This window comes from Candidatus Zixiibacteriota bacterium (assembly GCA_040752595.1).
GTDB lineage: Bacteria > Zixibacteria > MSB-5A5 > WJJR01 > WJJR01 > JACQFV01.
In genome coordinates this window covers 13,775-29,691 of record JBFMGX010000022.1, presented here as the reverse complement: position 1 = coordinate 29,691, position 15,917 = coordinate 13,775, and the positions used below count along the sequence as shown (strand labels likewise).

General features: G+C 61.5%; 15 protein-coding genes. 4 read left to right on the top strand and 11 right to left on the bottom strand.

Annotated elements, in window-relative coordinates; translation table 11 throughout:
• Positions 1-161: 161 nt before the first annotated feature.
• Both AB1792_06970 and lexA read right to left on the bottom strand, forming a co-directional pair.
• On the bottom strand, positions 162-410 hold the full coding sequence (locus AB1792_06970; GenBank protein ID MEW5701953.1) for a DUF6504 family protein: 249 nt from the start codon (positions 408-410) through the stop codon (positions 162-164).
• Positions 411-612: 202 nt separating this feature from the next.
• Positions 613-1,233, bottom strand: coding sequence for a transcriptional repressor LexA (gene lexA / locus AB1792_06965; protein ID MEW5701952.1), 621 nt, complete (start codon positions 1,231-1,233; stop codon positions 613-615).
• A 155-nt stretch (positions 1,234-1,388) separates the two neighbouring features.
• Here lexA and AB1792_06960 point away from each other — a divergent pair, with 155 nt between their 5' ends.
• From AB1792_06960 to AB1792_06945, 4 genes are all read left to right on the top strand, one after another.
• A complete protein-coding gene (locus tag AB1792_06960) occupies positions 1,389-2,324 on the top strand; it encodes a DUF1573 domain-containing protein (GenBank protein ID MEW5701951.1) in 936 nt (311 codons plus the stop codon).
• Positions 2,325-2,431: 107 nt separating this feature from the next.
• The gene (locus AB1792_06955) at positions 2,432-2,671 is read left to right on the top strand and encodes a hypothetical protein (protein ID MEW5701950.1); all 240 of its coding nucleotides are present in this window, start codon (positions 2,432-2,434) and stop codon (positions 2,669-2,671) included.
• A gap of 57 nt (positions 2,672-2,728) precedes the next feature.
• Complete coding sequence (locus AB1792_06950) at positions 2,729-3,205, top strand: hypothetical protein (GenBank protein ID MEW5701949.1); 477 nt, start codon at positions 2,729-2,731, stop codon at positions 3,203-3,205.
• 128 nt (positions 3,206-3,333) lie between these two features.
• Complete coding sequence (locus tag AB1792_06945) at positions 3,334-4,104, top strand: DUF1573 domain-containing protein (GenBank protein MEW5701948.1); 771 nt, start codon at positions 3,334-3,336, stop codon at positions 4,102-4,104.
• A gap of 232 nt (positions 4,105-4,336) precedes the next feature.
• Here AB1792_06945 and AB1792_06940 read toward each other — a convergent pair whose 3' ends face one another.
• From AB1792_06940 to AB1792_06900, 9 genes are all read right to left on the bottom strand, one after another.
• Complete coding sequence (locus tag AB1792_06940) at positions 4,337-5,653, bottom strand: ABC transporter permease subunit (GenBank protein MEW5701947.1); 1,317 nt, start codon at positions 5,651-5,653, stop codon at positions 4,337-4,339.
• Positions 5,650-6,393, bottom strand: a complete 744-nt coding sequence (locus tag AB1792_06935; protein ID MEW5701946.1) for an ATP-binding cassette domain-containing protein — start codon at positions 6,391-6,393, stop codon at positions 5,650-5,652. Before AB1792_06935 ends, AB1792_06940 begins: the two co-directional genes overlap by 4 nt.
• Before the next feature lie 146 nt (positions 6,394-6,539).
• Positions 6,540-7,979, bottom strand: coding sequence for a GWxTD domain-containing protein (locus AB1792_06930; protein MEW5701945.1), 1,440 nt, complete (start codon positions 7,977-7,979; stop codon positions 6,540-6,542).
• Between the two features lie 7 nt (positions 7,980-7,986).
• Positions 7,987-9,273 carry a GWxTD domain-containing protein gene (locus tag AB1792_06925; GenBank protein ID MEW5701944.1) on the bottom strand — a complete coding sequence of 429 codons (1,287 nt, stop codon included), beginning with the start codon at positions 9,271-9,273 and terminating at the stop codon, positions 7,987-7,989.
• A gap of 448 nt (positions 9,274-9,721) precedes the next feature.
• Entirely contained in the window at positions 9,722-10,975 is a 1,254-nt protein-coding gene (locus AB1792_06920) for an ABC transporter permease (protein MEW5701943.1), read from the bottom strand.
• 18 nt (positions 10,976-10,993) lie between these two features.
• Positions 10,994-12,214 (bottom strand): ABC transporter permease, encoded by a 1,221-nt coding sequence (locus AB1792_06915; GenBank protein ID MEW5701942.1) that lies wholly within the window; start codon positions 12,212-12,214, stop codon positions 10,994-10,996.
• Between the two features lie 86 nt (positions 12,215-12,300).
• Positions 12,301-12,993: an ABC transporter ATP-binding protein gene (locus AB1792_06910; protein MEW5701941.1), complete on the bottom strand. Its 693-nt coding sequence runs from the start codon at positions 12,991-12,993 to the stop codon at positions 12,301-12,303.
• Between the two features lie 47 nt (positions 12,994-13,040).
• Complete coding sequence (locus AB1792_06905) at positions 13,041-14,393, bottom strand: efflux RND transporter periplasmic adaptor subunit (GenBank protein ID MEW5701940.1); 1,353 nt, start codon at positions 14,391-14,393, stop codon at positions 13,041-13,043.
• A 150-nt stretch (positions 14,394-14,543) separates the two neighbouring features.
• Entirely contained in the window at positions 14,544-15,884 is a 1,341-nt protein-coding gene (locus AB1792_06900) for a TolC family protein (protein MEW5701939.1), read from the bottom strand.
• Positions 15,885-15,917: the final 33 nt, after the last annotated feature.

Below are 15,917 nucleotides of genomic sequence, written 5' to 3'. Positions count from 1 at the left end.
TCAACCTGCTTTGTGTTCCGACTCAAACAGCGGCAATACTGTCATGCCGAGCGACTTGTCCCGAACGCAGTGAGGGAAGCGAGGCATCTGCTTTTACCCCATGGCACAATCAAAAGCAGACCCTTCGCTTCGCTCAGGGTGACAGGTGCGGTGACTTTCCCCTATTCCACCCAGATCTTGCTGATCACCCAGTCGGTGCGGCGTTCATCGTAGGTCAACTGGAAGACATTGTCCTCGGTGTCCACCAGGGCAAAATGGCGCACCGTATATTCACCCTGCTGCGATTTCCAGTGTCCGGTGACCCGCGCCACCTTGTAGATCTTCCCCTTCCAGCGGAACCGCGCCGGTTTGAGGGTCCCCGGCTCGAAGACCGCGATCACTTCCACCGGTTCGTCGAGTGTGTGGTACACAAGAAATCACTTGCCCCGCTAATGTCATTCTGGGCGACTCGTCCCGAACGCAGTGAGGGAAGCGAAGAATCTGCTGTTAAAAACCTCAGCACAGGAAATACAAAGGCAGATGCTTCGCTTCCCTCGCCATCGCTCGGGACAAGTCGCTCAGCATGACATTCGTTTTTCCACCAAATGTTCAGAAGACCGACTCGTCGTCCTCTCACATCCGTCGCAGGAGGCCGACCACCACACCGGCGATGAAGAAGCCGGGGGCGTTGCGGTCGACCACGATCGAACCGAAGGCGGAATTGGCCGGTTCCAAACGCACGCGACCGCGCTCGGGATAGAACTTCTTGACTGTCGCCTCCTCGCCGATCACCGCCACCACGATCTGCCCCTTCTGGGCGTTGTCCTGCTTTTTCACCAGAACCATGTCGCCGTCTTTGATTCCTTCATCCTTCATGCTCTCGCCGGCCACCCGTAGCGAAAAGACCTCACCCGCAGGGAGAAAGGACCGGTCCACAGCGACATGCCCATCGATGTTCTCCACTGCCAATAGCGGCAATCCGGCCGCCACCCGGCCCACAACCGGGATGGTCTCAACGGCAGTGGGGACGGCGTCGGCCAACTCGATGGCTCGTGACAAGAACGGGGTCCGACGGATATACCCCTTCTTCTCCAAGGCAACCAACATCTCATGGACACAATTCGTGGAGTGGATGTCGAATCGCTCGCAAATCTCGCGCACGGTTGGTGGACGATTCTCGGATTGGATGCGGTCGCGCAGGAACTCATAGATGTCCCGTTGCCGCGGCGATAGCGGTAATTTGCTGTTGTTCAAGAACTTACCCTCCGGTTGTGTGTGCGGAAGCATCCGGTTCGGTCATTGTAACTGCCCATCATCTCCTGCCCGCATCGTGCCTCTCCGGATCGGCGATCTGGTGGACCCTGCCCCAATCCATATACTGAACATTTGTTTATTATCCAATCACAAAGATGGCGAAGTCGGTCATTTCCTGTTTTCTTCTCGTCCTTGTCTCGGTCCCTGTTCATGCGTATAAGACCACAGGGCCGGAGCAGCTTTGGCGGGAAGAACAACCGGCGCCCCGAAGAGCATATGGCTTTAACCGTCTGTCTTTCCATGGCTTATCCGAATACAATTGTGGGACGTCGATCATGAACTGGAGCGCGCGTACGGTATCGACCGCGGCAGCAGCACTATCACTTCTTCTGTCCCATCACCTTACGAACGCTGCTCCGCCTTTGGCCGGCTCTACGCTCCAAGGCCCGAGAATCCGAGTCGAGGGTGAGACATTCAACTTCGGGTATGTCCCTCAGCATGCGTTCATGACCCACACCTACTGGCTGAAGAACCCGGGCACGGAGACGGTGAGAATCCAGCGACTGGCTCCCAACTGCGGCTGCACCACGGCTCCCCTGACCGACAGTGTCATTACTGTGGGGGACTCGATCCCTTTAGAGATTACCTTTGGATCGCGGGGCATGCTCGGGCACGTCGAGAAACATGTCCGCATCTTCGCCAACGCCGCCGGGCGAATTCCGGCCCTGACATTCACCGCCGATGTCCTTCCCGATACCGCACGTGGGCCATCCGTGACAATGCTCCCGCGCGCCATGAAGGTCAACCCTGTCAACCAGCCCGCAAAGGGCAACTGGACCGTCGAGATGACCCTGATGAACAATGGGACACAGCCTGTGGACGTGCGTGCTGTAAGTTGGCCATGGCGCGGCTTCAAGCTGGGTGGTGACCGATACACGCTCCAGCCGGGGGAGAAACGCCCGATCATGATCACGATGGCCCCCCTGGCGGGGGGCACGCTCGGGAAGTCGGTGACCTTTGAGCTCTCCGATCCTCCCGGTACGCGCGTGAGCGCATCGATCATGCCGCTGGAACAGGGAGATGAACAGTGACAGCACATGCCGGCCACGGGGCCAGGTTCGTTATTGCCGGGGTGGACCGTCAGGTGTATTATTAGGGGCGAAGTGGACGACTTTCAACCATCGCTGTGGAGAATCGAATGAATGTGAAACGAGTGACTGGGTCGGTGCTCCTGCTGGTCGGATTGATCTTGGTGGCGCGAGCGGCCCCGGCCCAAGAGGGGACGAAACCGGCGGAAGCACAGAAGCCGCGCCTGGAAGTCCGACAGACAAACTTCGACTTCGGGTATGTCCCCCAGGGCGCCAGTATCTCGCATGTGTTTTGGCTGGTCAACGCCGGTGGGGATACGCTGCGCATCACCGACGTGCGTCCTGGGTGAGGATGCACAAAGGCTCCGCTGAAGAAAAAGGAGCTTGCTGTCGGTGACAGCACAGACGTGGAAATCATCTTCGCAACGGGGCACTATTCGTCCAAGGTGATGAAGAGTGCTTCAATCATCTGCAATTCAACGGGATTTGTGCCCGGACTGAGCATCTCGGCGTTTCCGATCAAATCGCCGGACTCGATGACGGTGTTCACGTGCACGCCGTATGCGTTGGACCTGGATACCGACCGTCCCGACGGCCAGAAGCATGCCTGGGAGTACGAGGTCAAGGTCAAGAACGTCTCCAGCGCCGACCTGGCGTTGTCGGTCGTGTCGCAGCCGGATCGGTTCATCCGGGTGGAAGCGCCGAAGAGCGACATCGGACCGGGCAAGGAAAAGACCATCAAGATCAAGATTGAACCGGATGTCGCCGACACGTTGTTCACAAAATCCTTCACGCTGGAGGCCAGCGACTCGGCCAAGACCCGGTTCACCTTCCCCATCAAGAAGGCGATGCGTTGGGGACCGGCGCCGACATCGTCACGCTGACGTCCGTGCCTCCTTCAGAAAAGCAACGAGAAGGGCTCCGCCGAGGGCGGGGCCCTTCTTGCGTGCACGCCCGATGACTTGGAGGAGGACATCTGCGACCAACGAACGATGGAACAGCAAGGAGCCCTATGAGACAGAGACTCTCGCGTGCATTACTCGCATCCCTCTTGCTATTGACCCCAGTGGGGCGGGCGGAGAAAGCGGATACGACCCAGACGGCTGCGGCGAGCCGGGCACTGCTGGATGTTCCTGTGACCAACTTCGATTTCGGCTACGCCCCACAGGGGAGCAGTATATCGCACGTTTTTTGGCTGAAGAACGTGGGCGGCGACACGCTGCACATCACCGACGTTCGGCCGGGATGCGGTTGCACGAAGGCGCCTTTGAAGAAGACCGTGTTGCCGGCCGGCGACAGCACCGACGTGGAGGTCATCTTCTCGACCGGTGGCTACTCGTCGAACGTCGTCAAGGGCGCGAGGATCATCAGCAACACGACGGGGGCATCGCCGCCATTGACGTTTACGGCATACCCCAGCAACAAGCTCGACTCCCTGTTCCCGTACAAGATCGTGCCTCAGCGACTGGACCTGGATGCCGATCGTCCGTCACCGGGGAAGGAGGGCTGGGAGTACAGCGTACGGGTCACGAATACCACGGATCACACCTGCGCGCTGGCTATCGTCTCGGCACCGGATCGGTTGATCCACGTCGAACTCCCGCAGGTAGTGCTGAAGCCGGGGGCGGAGGAGGCGATCCGCGTCCGACTGGAGCCGGGCGCTGCCGACACGACCTTCGCAAAGTCGTTCACGCTGGAATTCGCATCCCCGGATCGGATGCGGTACACGCTGCCTGTTGTGAAGAGCACTCGCTGGGGACCGGCGGCGGTACCCGGTCAGTGACGGTGGTAGCGCGCTGGGTCTCATTGAATCCGGTAGACATGGGATTCAGAAGGCTCCCTCACCCGATCCGCCAGAGGCGGATCGACCTCTCCCGGAGGGAGAGGTTATGAGTTGAGATCTCTGCGTCGTCAGGAACGACAATCGAATGGGATGATCGACAGATTCGGGCGGGCGATCCATTGCGGCGGACGGCCCTGCCGAGAAGAACAACATGCCAGAACCGTTGAGTGAACTACGTGCGGAACAACACGGATTCCCGCTCAAAGACACGGGCTGCGACGAAGAGACAGAAACCGGCGTACACGACGGTCGTGAACAGCACCGCGGCAAACAGCGCCGGTCGGATCGTCCCCATGAGAACATCCTTCAGGGTCAGACACAGATTGACGACCGGCACCCAAGCCAGAGACCAATTGAGCTCGACTCCGGGAATGAAACTGACCATGGCCGGCATGATGACAACCATGAGCAGTGGCGTGACGTAGCTCTGGCCCTCCTTGTAGCTGCGGGCGGAGATCGAGACGGCGATTAGCAGCGCGGAGAACAGGACGGCCATGGGAAGCATCAGCAGAATCATCCACCCCACGGTCGCCGGCGCGAACACCGTCGGCACTTCGCCGGCTTCCCGCGAGGAGAACTGCATGCCACCGATCCCCATGCTAATGGTCATGGAGGCGGTGGCCAACAGCATCGTGATGAACCCGGCCGTCAGCACCGTGAGGAACTTCCCAATGGCGAGCTGCCATCGTGCCACCGGGGCGGCGAGGAGAGTTTCGAGCGTGTTGCGCTCCTTCTCACCGGCTGTGATGTCCAGCGCCGGGTACATGCCCCCGGTCAAGGTCAGGATCATCAGCATATAGGGAAGAAACATCGCGGCAATGTACCCGGTCTTCTTGGCTTTGGGCGCCACGTCGAATGCGGCGACCGTGAAGGGGGTGAGGATGCGGCGATCCATTCCTGACGCCGTCAGGCGCTGGCCGACGATCGAGTCCCGCACGCCATTGGCCCACTTGCGAACCAGATCCCCTGCCGTTTCACTCTTGAGGTCGGTTTCATCGGTGTAAACGCCGAATACGGCCGAATCCCCCGTCCGCAGCCGCGCCGCGAAGTCTGGGGGCAATTCGACGACGGCTCGCACCCATTTGGCGCTGATGGCGGCGAAGTAGAGGCGCGCCTTCAGCGAGTCCGTGATCGCTCCCGGATCGGCGGAGGAGAACAGCCGCCCGATCGACTCGCGCTGCCCAACGGAGTCGGGACTGGCCTGGCGCAGAAGACCGGTCCGCACCGAATCGACAGGCACCAGCTCGAGCTGGGGCGCGGCGGCCAGCGAGGCAAGAAGATCAGGGTCACTCCGTTCCGGCAAGACCAGGATGCGCTGCTGGGCGGCACGCGTCTTCTGGATCTGAGATGCGATGAGGGATCCCAGACCGATGGAGATGAGAGGATAGAAGAGAATCGGAACCAAGACCATGGAGATGATCGTGCGACGATCACGGGTCACGTCCTTCAGCTCTTTGCCGTACACCACGGCTGCGCCCCGCAGACTCATCGTCCCACCTCCTTCTCCAGAGCGGCCACGAAGACATCGTCGAGATCGGATTTTCCGGTGCGGGTGCGAAACTCCGACAGCGTGCCCGAGATTCGCATGCGCCCCTCGTGGATGATGCCGATGCGATCACAGAGCTTCGCCGCCTCGTGCATGATGTGGGTGGAGAAGATCACGCACTTGCCAGCGCGCCGTGCCTCGGCGATGAACTCAACGATGGCCCGTGAAGTGACCACGTCCAGTCCGATCGTCGGCTCATCCAGGATCAGCACGGGGGGATCGTGGATCAAGGTGCGGGCGATGGAGGCGCGCTGCTTCTGTCCCGATGACAGCTTGTCGACACGGCGGTCGGCAAACTCCTCCATGCCGAGACGGGCAATCAACTCGTCGCTCCGCCGCCGGATGGTGTCCCTGTCCATGCCGGCCAGTCGGCCGAAATACACGAGGATCTCCCGGGGAGTGAGTCTCCAATATAGCCCCGTCGATCCGGTCAAGAATCCGATCTGGGCGCGAACCGCTTCGGGTTGCGCGACCGCATCGACGCCGCCGACGCGTATGCTCCCGCCATCGGGGCGCAACATCGTGGCCAGCAGACGCAGGGTCGTGGTCTTACCGGCGCCATTGAGCCCCAGGAGACCGAAGATCTCGCCGCGATCACTGCGGAAGTCCACCCCATCTACGGCGCGTATTTCGCCGCGCTTCTTGTCGTGAAAGACCTTGCGTAGATCCTGCACCTCAATCATGAAGTCTTCCTTATGGCGATGGGCCGCGAGAACCGGACGATGCGCAGTACGTCGACCGGCAGACGCCGGGGCATGCGCGCGCGCACGCGTATCATTGGCAGAGCACGGGTGAACCTCATCGGAGGCGGGTCGATGCGAGCCGAAACTCAGCGCGGGCTGTCAAAGGCGCCCTCCTCCAGGATACGTTCCCAGGCAGGATCGCGTCGCTCGCCGCGCGCGTTGGAATGAACAAGGTTGTAGTCACCGTATCCGCCCTCATCCACAAACAGGAAGAAGACGGCCCCCTGAGCCGGCAGTTGTTCGTAGTTCCATCGCTCGGCCGCAGGACGATCCGATGTGAAGGGCCAGCGCTCAATATGATCGGGCGGTCCGTAGACCACATACACCCGACCGCGGTCCGTGCGCCATCCGTCGTTGCGCTCGCGGAACCCCACGGAGAAGCGCTCGTTGGCATGGTTCATCCGGCGGAGATGCTCATCGCGAAACTCATTGACCGGTGTGCCGGGCGAAGGATCGCGATCCTGCCAGAATCGGACCATGAAATTGCGCTTCCCGACCGAGCCGAGCGACTCGAAAGCCGTCAGTTCCGAGGGCGTGCCGATGTAGGTGATGATGTCCCGCAGACGCTGGATGTCGTCCTGTGTCAGAGTGTCGGCCGGAGGCGAGACAACCTGAAACGGCTTCTCAACGGTTGCCGCCTGTGCCGTAACCGGATCGGTGATCGTGGCGCGCAAGCGATACAAACCGGTGGGAAGGTCGCGGACGCCGACGGACTTGGCCAGCACCGCGGAGGTGCCGGGTTTGGCGATCGATTGAACGCCCAGTGTCCGCACCGACGATCCGTCGGTCGGGACGAGCGTGAATTCCACGTTGTAGAGGTCGTTGCGCGTCGGATCATAGGAGAGATTGTAGGCCTCGAAATAGAAGAACAGCCGCGGACGTGTCGCCCCCACCAGTGCCCGGCAGTCCGGATAGACCTTATACTGGTTCTTCACCAGAACGTCATAGGGACGCATGACCGTGTCGGGGGCGACCTCGCGGACATCGTAGCCGAGCTCCACGTCGGAAAGCAGGAGTCCGTCGGCGTTGAAATCGACGACCCGGAATGGGAACTCGGTCTCGGAGGCCTTCTTGGTGGCCAGATCGGTCAAGACAACGCGCGCCCGGTACGCTCCCGGACGGAGTTCGAGCGCCCGCGCGAAGAACAGCGTGTATCCTTCATCGGCCACCTCGGCGGAATCACCGACGACGGCAATGAAGGCCCCACCGACGGAGTCGACCGGCACACCGGCGGAATCCGACACATGGACCCACGTGTGCACATCGGCCCGGAGGCGGTCGTCGACTCGCCGGAATGTCAGATCGACACGTTTGATCTCAAAATAGAACTCGGCGTACCCATTGGAAGAACCGGTAGCCATACGAAAGACGGCACAGTCGGTCCAGAAGCGCAGGGCACCGCTGCCCTCATACGCGTGGCCGTCTCCGGGAAGGGTGGCCCCCAGCAGTGCCACGACTCCCAATGCCAACCAGCGCGGGCAGATCCGCCACCCTGTGGGATTCCGCAATTGGCGTCGATCCATCATGGGACTCCTACCGCACGATGCCGTCGTACGGATACTGGAGTTCGTACTCGCCGTTTCCCTTGGCATCCACGAAGACAAAACGGCGCCGCTGTCCGTAGTAGTACCAAATCTGATATGGTTTGCTGCCGCGCTCGAACGGATGCCGCTCGATCTCGTCGGGCTCGCCGTAGCGCACGTACACCATCCCGAAATCGGTTTTCCATCCGCGCCGTAGAGGGGTCGAAAAACGCAGGTCGGCGAATCGGATCCGCCGGTAATACTCCTCCTCCCACTCGTTTTCCTCCGTTTCCGGAGTCGGGTCCTTGGATTTCCAGAAAGCGGTAAACGCTGCTTCCCGCTGGTCCGGAGGCGTATTCCTCAGCTTTTTCAGTTCGTCGGCCCCGGCAATATGAACCAGCATGTCGACCGCCTCCTCCCAGTTGTCCGACACGAGAGACGACATCGACCAGTCGATCCAGAAGCTCGTCTCCAGCGGCTCGTTGAGCTCGCGACCAAGAGAATCGACGACCGTGAGGTGGAGTCGAGCTTCCCCGGTGGCGAATCCCGGGAGCGGACTCCGATAGATGACCGGGATGACTCCCTGACCGACGGCCAGAGGCACGGTGTCGAGGAGATGATGATGGCCGAGGCGCTGGTTCACCTCAACCCGTAGGGCACGTGCGGCCGGGAAGGCATCGGCGTAGACTTCGGCGTAGAAGGCGACGCGATCTGTGTTGCCCGAGAACGCCCGTGTCACGTTGGGTACCAAGCCGCTCCCGGTGCGGTGGAAGCGCGGTTCCGGGGGCGCCACCGCATCGGGGTCAAAGAACTCGGGCCCGCCCAGCACCCACCGGCCCCCCGACATCGGGCGCAGGTCAACCGGTCGGGAGAGCGTGTGTGTGCTCCCGGCAATGCGATCTGTCAGAGTGGCAGTTAGGTCCAGGTCCGCGGGCGGGACCGTTGCCTGGAGCAAGTTGACCAGAAACCCGGACGGGTTGCGGGTTTCGGCGAAACTACTCAAGGAGTAATTCTCGCGGGCGCTCATGGTCGCGACCTGGCGATCGTCGGATGAGGACACGATGGCCGTGATCTCGTAGGCGGCGACATAGTTCTCCGCCTTGGCCATGCCCGTGTCCGCTCCGGTCGCCTCTCCCGGTCGTGGCGGCCGGCGAACATATGAGAGGTGAGGATTCGTGATGCGATAATAGACTTCCAGTAGAGCACTGTCGGATCCCGGTGCCCGAAAGGCCGCCCAGTCGAGGTCGAACACCGGCGCTCCCGGTGCGGGCAGGCCGGAAAATTCGGGCTGGGCCATGCCATCGGCCGCCAATGCCGCACGAAGCACAACCCCCCAAAGAGGAACATGGTGACACAACAGACGAGCAATTCGGGTCAGATCCATCGAGCGTTCAGCCCCTCGGGTCCGGCATGCGGTGAATATACCGCGCCACCGGACTTATACCACTGGAATCGCAAGCCTATTCCCGACCCGCGGAAGGAGCCCGTGACAGGGATGTCAGCAGGGCCATAGGAGGTTGCTGAAGAACGGCTACCTTTGTCATTCCGAGTCCCGCCGCTCTTTGGCTGGGCGAGGAATCTGCTGTCCTGCCATCGGAGAAACAGCAGATCCCTCGCTTCGCTCGGGATGACAAATGGGCGCAAAGGACCACTCCCATGTGTTTTTCAGCAACCTGATAGAGGCACTTCGGGCATCTGCAGGGGGCCCAGCCCGAGAACAAGGATACGGCTGTGCCCCCGGCGCCCTACTCGTATCGGAGACTGACGATGGGATCGACCCGGGCGGCCCGGTAGGCGGGGTAGATTCCGAAGACAAGCCCGACCATGACCGAGACGGTGAAGGCAATCATGACCCACGGGAAGGACACGGCGGCCGGAAGCGGACTGAGCTTGTCGATCAAGACGCCGATACCGAGCCCAACGACGATCCCCACCACGCCGCCGACTCCGGAGAGGGTCATCGCCTCGATCAGGAACTGCCAGACGATGTTCTTGCGACGGGCGCCGACTGCCTTGCGCACCCCAATCTCACGGGTCCGTTCCGTGACCGACACCAGCATGATGTTCATGACGCCGACGCCGCCGACCATCAGCCCGATGGACGAAATCACGGTCATCGCCAAGTAGATCATCCCGGTGATCTGACGGTATTGCTGGTAGATGTCCTCCTGCGTGAAGACCGCGAAGTCCTCCGGTTTGTCATAGGGGATGCCGCGGCGCCGACGCATCAGCTCGGTGATCTGATCGATCGCCGCCGGGATCATCGCCGCATCTTTGGTGTGGCACTCCAGCCACAGTTCCTTCTCCCAAGGGTGGAGCTTGGCAAAGGTATTGTAGGGGATCAGAATGTAGTTGTTCATCGACTCGCCCAGCAGTGCCTCGCGTTTGGCGGCGACGCCGATGACCTGGTATTGCCGGTTATTCACCAGGATGTCCTTGCCGATCGGATCGAGCCCTGGGAAGAGGGCCTCGGCGACATCGGATCCGACGACACACACCATCCGGCGGAAGTGATTGTCGATCTCGGTGATGAACCGGCCCTCGGCCATCTCGGTGTTGTTGATGATGGCATAGGCCGGCAGGGCACCGAGGAAATCGGGCCGCATGGCATCATGTCCCGCGTACCGGGCCGTATTCCCCGAGGGACGCATCCAATAGTGATTCTCGGGAGAGACGACATCAATGAGGGAGCAGTGCTCCAGGATCGCCTCGGCATCCTCGTAGGTGATGCCCTTGCGATTCCGCTCGGCCGAAGACCGTCGCCCGATTTGGATCCCCGGCTTCCACTTTGCGACGTAGATAGCATTCGATCCCAGAGATTCTATCTGCCGCGCCATGGAGTTGTTCAACCCAGTGATCAAAGACACCATGCCGATCACGGAGCTGACGCCGATCATGACCCCGAGCACGGTCAAGGATGAGCGAAGCTTGTGGGCACGGATGGCGGCCAGGGCCATTCCGATCGCTTCGCGGAATTCAAACCAGCCGATGGCTGCCATGGTGAGATCCCAAGCGGACTACTCGTAGCGGAGCGCCTCGATCGGGTCGAGACGCGCGGCCTTCATGGCCGGATAGACGCCGAACAGGGTGCCCACGCCGCCCGAGACGCCGATCCCGGCGATGATCGACCACAACTCGATCCCCATGGGAAGCCCGGAGAGCTTGGCCAAACCCCAGCCGGCCGCGACGCCACCGGCGACGCCGATGGCGCCGCCGACGATGGCCAAGGTCAGCGACTCGGAGAGAAACTGCCACATGATGTTGGCCTTGCGCGCCCCGATCGCCTTGCGAATGCCAATCTCACGCGTCCTCTCGGTCACCGAAACCAGCATGATGTTCATGATGACAATACCGCCGACGACGAGCGCAATCGAAGAAATCCCGATCATCACGATGAAGGCCCCGCGCGAGAAGTTCTCCCATATGCTCATGATGTCTCCGGCGGTGTACATGCCGAAGTCATCCTCCTTATCATAGGCCAGTTTATGGCGGGCCCGCATGACCACGCGGGCCTCGTCCTGCGCCGCCGGCAGGCGTTCGTAGTCATACGCCTTCACAAAGATGTCCAGCGAGCGGCGCGTGCCGAACTGCTTCTCGAAGACGGACAGAGGAATGATCACATAGTTGTCGCGGCTCTGTCCGAACGACGATCCCCGCCGGTTCCCGTTGCCGATGACGGTGTACTCCTGTCCGGAGACCTTGATGGTGCCGCCCAGGTGCGAGATCCCCGGAAAGAGGTTGTCGATCAGGTCATACCCGATGAACGCCACGGGCCGCCGGTGCTCATTGTCCGATTCGGTCGGGTAGTGCCCGTTCTCGATGTCGAAATCGACGATGGCAGGGAAATTGGCGGTCGACCCCATGATGTAGACGTCATCGAGGAACCGATTGCCGTACTTGACCTGGCGCACGGTGATCAGCCGCCCGCCGACTGCCTGGCAATTGGTGCAGGAATTCGCGATCGCCTCCATGTCTGCGACCGTCAGCTTCTTGCGTTTGAAGGTCGCCAGCCACTGCTCCTCGGAGGTGATCAGTCCCTCCCTCTCGATGATGAACGTGGAGCCACCCAGGGAAGAGATCTGGGCGGCGACGTATTGGTTCATCCCGGTGATCAACGATACGATGGCAATAATCGTCATCACGCCGATGATCACGCCGACGAGCGTGAGAATCGACCGCAGCTTGTTGGCCCAGAGGGCGGCCAAGGCGATGCGGGCGCTTTCGAAGAACTGCCTCATGCTGGGTTACCCAGATCCTCAGAAGGCCATTCCGGGCACGGCGGGCCGTGCCCCTACGGTCGATCCCTGTCGCGTCTTTCTATAGGTTACGCCGCCTTATGACGGCCGGACTCTTCGCGCTCGACCTGGCCGTCGCGGATGTGGATCACGCGGTTGGCGTACTGGGCGACGTCGTGCTCGTGCGTGACAATGATGATCGTGTTTCCGGCACCATGCAGACGATCGAACAGGGCCATAATCTCCAGTCCGGTCTTGGTGTCCAGGTTTCCGGTCGGCTCATCGGCGAGTATCAGCGAGGGACTGTTGACCAGGGCGCGGGCGATGGCCACACGTTGCCTCTGCCCGCCCGAAAGTTCATTCGGGCGGTGGGCCATGCGGTCGGCCAGGTCGACGGTCTCCAGCGCGTGTCGGGCCATATCGATGCGCTGCTCGGCCGACGTGCCGTTGTAGATGAGCGGCAATTCCACGTTGTGGAGCGCCGTGGCGCGCGGCAGGAGGTTGAACGTCTGGAAGACGAAGCCGATTTCCTTGTTGCGAATGTATGCCAGCTCGTCGTCATTCATCGACGCCACCTGCCGGCCATTGAGCTCATACGTCCCGCGCGTCGGCGTATCCAGACATCCGACCAGGTTCATCAACGTCGACTTGCCTGATCCGGAGGGACCCATGATCGCCACGTACTCCCCCTTGGCGATGGCCACTGAGACGCCGCGCAAGGCGTGCACCTCCTCGGCGCCGACGCGATAAGTCTTCCACAAATCCTGTGTGCGAATCAACATGCGGTGTTCCCCATGCAATACCCAGCCACCGGGCGCCGGTGACGCGCTCAGGAGGCGTCGCGCTCTGTACCCTTGGAGCCGGGGCCCTTTCCCTCTTTTTCTGCGACCACCTTGCTGCCGTCCTGCAACTCGCGCAGCGTGCGGAACGGCCCGACGATGATCTCATCGTCCTTCCGGAGTCCGGAGGTGACCTCGATATTCTGTTGGTCGGCGATGCCGGTCGCCACACGCACGAAGACCGCACGACCATCGCGCAGGACAAAGACGCCTTCGAGCGGCTTCTTCTTCGTCTCTTCCTTGTCGTCCTCTTGGGCGGCAGCGCTGTCGCCATTGCCGGCGGCGGCCGCCTCGGACACCGCCAGACTGCCCGTCGACTCGCTCTCCCCCTTCTTCTCCCCGGCCTTTTTCAGCATCTCCTCGTCGCGGAGCACGATGGCACCGATCGGCACCTTGAGCGCACTGTCGCGCTGACCGGTCGTAATCTCACAGGTCGCACTCATTCCCGGCTTGACATCGGGAACGCTGTCGGTCATCAGGACCGTGACCATGAAGTTGGTAACCTGATCCTGGGTCCCGAGGCCCGACATCTTGGCGGTGTTGCCGATCTCGGTCACGCGCCCCTGAAACGATGTATCCGGCTCGGCATCGAGCTTGATCTTCGCCGTTTGGCCCAAGGCGACATCGGAAATGTCCGTCTCGTCGACTTCGACTTCGACTTCGATCTCGGATAGGTCGGAGACGACCATGATGACCGAGGCCTGATAGTTGAGCGAACCCATCACAATCTCGCCAATCTCGGTCGGGAGATCCGTGATGTAACCGTCGATGGGAGAGCGGATCGTCGTGTAGGCGAGCCGCTCCTTCGCCTGATCGAGGGCGGCCTTGGCCTGCTGCAACCGCGCCTGGGCCGCGGACAACGACGCCTGTGCCGTCTCATGACGCGTCCGGGCCGCGTCGTACACCTCCTTGGACGTCAGGTCCTTTTCATACAGCGCTTTCTGGCGCTCATTGACCAGAGCCGCTTCGCGCGCGCTGGCATCCTCGAGATCGAGGTTGGCTTGGGCCGCCTGCAGGCCGGCCTCGGACTGTCGCACCTCGGCCTCGTATTGTTTGGGCTGAATTTGCGCCAGCAAGTCACCTTTGCGAACGGCCTGCCCTTCGACCACCGGTAGACTGACGACTTCGCCGGAGACGTTGGCGGAGATCTTGACCTGGGTGCGCGCCTTGACCTTGCCGGACGCGGTCACCAGAGCCGTCAGCTTCCCCTCCTTCACGTTGGCGGTCTTCACTTTGGTCGTCTTCTCGGAGGAACGCGTGAGATTCACGACCACGAGAATCACGACGACCAGAACAATGCCCCCGATAATGAACCATTTCTTCTTCTTTCGACCCGTCTTCATAATCTCACCGGTTCTCCTCTGGCCCGCGCCTGTGTGAGTCGTCGCAATGTACGCGCAATGACCTCCGCCTCGTCCGCGCCGTCACTCAACAGGTATACGATGCCGTTTGCGCCGGGATTCACAAAACCGTGCTGTGTGTGGATGCACTGCCTACTGCCCCCCGCCCATGGCATTCTCCAGTCCCGCGACGGCGACATAGTAGTCAAACAGCGCGTTGACCTTGTCGGTCTGTGCCTGAGTCAGGGAGACCTGGGCGTCAAGAAGATCGAGAATCGTGGCCGCACCGAGGTTGTACTTCTCCTGCGCCAGGTTGAAATCCTCCTGCGCCGAGGCCTCGGTCTCGTCCGCCAGCCGTCGCGCCTCACTCGCGAGTTGGACCCCCAGATGCTGCTCTTTGACTGCCAGGGCCGTTGCGCGCTCCGTTTGGTCGACCGATTCGCGCGTGTACTTGAGGTTCACGCGCGCGTTCGACAGGGCGGTTTTGTAGTGAAACGCGTTGAACAACGCAAATGACAGGGAGGCGCGAGCCGACCATGTTCCATCGCGACCGTCGAACTTCAGCAGATCATCCCGCCGCTCGGGCGTGAAGGAGCGCGTGAGTCCCCATGAGAAGGTCGGGAAGAACGTGGCGCGGGCAATACCGACGTCGTCCTTGGCCGCGCGCAACGAGGCGCGGGCTGCCAAAACATCCGGCGCGGCCTTCATCGCCCGGGCCAAGGCTTCTTCGTAGGGAGGGACGTCCGGCTCCGCATCGCCCACGTCGGCGATCTCCAGTGGTTCATCCACCGGACGGTTCAAGACCGTATTGAGTTGCGCCCGCGCCTTTTCCACCTCGTTCTGGCGCCGCAACAACTCCAACTGGACGCTACCAAGCTGCACCTTGGCCTTGAGGACCTCCGAGAGCGATGCCGATCCCAGCTCGTATTTGCTCTGGATCGTCTTGTGGAACTGTTCGGCGCGGCGCACGGCGGCGTCTTCCACGGCGACAAGTCGGTCAGCCTTCAGCAAGCCGAAGTAGCCGGACTTCACGCCGAAGATCAGCGCATTCTCTGTTCCACGCAGCCGTTCGCGTTGGGCGGCGCGGTTATGATAGGCCAGAGCGACGCGATAGGCGTTGGCGCCGCCATCGAACAACTCGTGGTTCAACGAGAAGTTGGTGGACCACGCGGACGACGAGCCGCCGGCCGACCCGACGAACTGTCCCGTCGTCGGGTCATAGATTGACGTACTGGGGAGTTTCTGATACTGGTACCCATATCCGTGCGACAGCGTCGGCAACAGGCCGCCCCAGGCCGACCAGATCCCCTGCCCCGCTTCGTGATAGCCGGCGCGCGCTAGGGGCAGGCCGTATGCCTGCGATCCGTCCCGCTCCAGGGCAATCTGTATACACTGCTCGAGGGTCAGCACCTCCGCCGAAACAGTTGAGACCCCCGCCACCAATACCACTGCTGCCACGGCCCCGATGAACATTGTCCGTCGCCGTCGTCCCATGCGTCACTCCTCCGTCAGTCCCGACACACCATC

Excerpts from the sequence above, each read along its gene's own strand:
- AB1792_06900 (MEW5701939.1), bottom strand. The coding sequence starts at position 15,884 with ATGGGACGACGGCGACGGACAATGTTCATCGGGGCCGTGGCAGCAGTG.
- AB1792_06905 (MEW5701940.1), bottom strand. The coding sequence starts at position 14,393 with ATGAAGACGGGTCGAAAGAAGAAGAAATGGTTCATTATCGGGGGCATT.
- AB1792_06955 (MEW5701950.1), top strand. The coding sequence starts at position 2,432 with ATGAATGTGAAACGAGTGACTGGGTCGGTGCTCCTGCTGGTCGGATTG.
- AB1792_06960 (MEW5701951.1), top strand. The coding sequence starts at position 1,389 with ATGGCGAAGTCGGTCATTTCCTGTTTTCTTCTCGTCCTTGTCTCGGTC.
- AB1792_06910 (MEW5701941.1), bottom strand. The coding sequence starts at position 12,993 with ATGTTGATTCGCACACAGGATTTGTGGAAGACTTATCGCGTCGGCGCC.
- AB1792_06940 (MEW5701947.1), bottom strand. The coding sequence starts at position 5,653 with ATGAGTCTGCGGGGCGCAGCCGTGGTGTACGGCAAAGAGCTGAAGGAC.
- AB1792_06925 (MEW5701944.1), bottom strand. The coding sequence starts at position 9,273 with ATGGCCCAGCCCGAATTTTCCGGCCTGCCCGCACCGGGAGCGCCGGTG.
- AB1792_06945 (MEW5701948.1), top strand. The coding sequence starts at position 3,334 with ATGAGACAGAGACTCTCGCGTGCATTACTCGCATCCCTCTTGCTATTG.
- AB1792_06915 (MEW5701942.1), bottom strand. The coding sequence starts at position 12,214 with ATGAGGCAGTTCTTCGAAAGCGCCCGCATCGCCTTGGCCGCCCTCTGG.
- AB1792_06920 (MEW5701943.1), bottom strand. The coding sequence starts at position 10,975 with ATGGCAGCCATCGGCTGGTTTGAATTCCGCGAAGCGATCGGAATGGCC.
- AB1792_06930 (MEW5701945.1), bottom strand. The coding sequence starts at position 7,979 with ATGATGGATCGACGCCAATTGCGGAATCCCACAGGGTGGCGGATCTGC.
- AB1792_06935 (MEW5701946.1), bottom strand. The coding sequence starts at position 6,393 with ATGATTGAGGTGCAGGATCTACGCAAGGTCTTTCACGACAAGAAGCGC.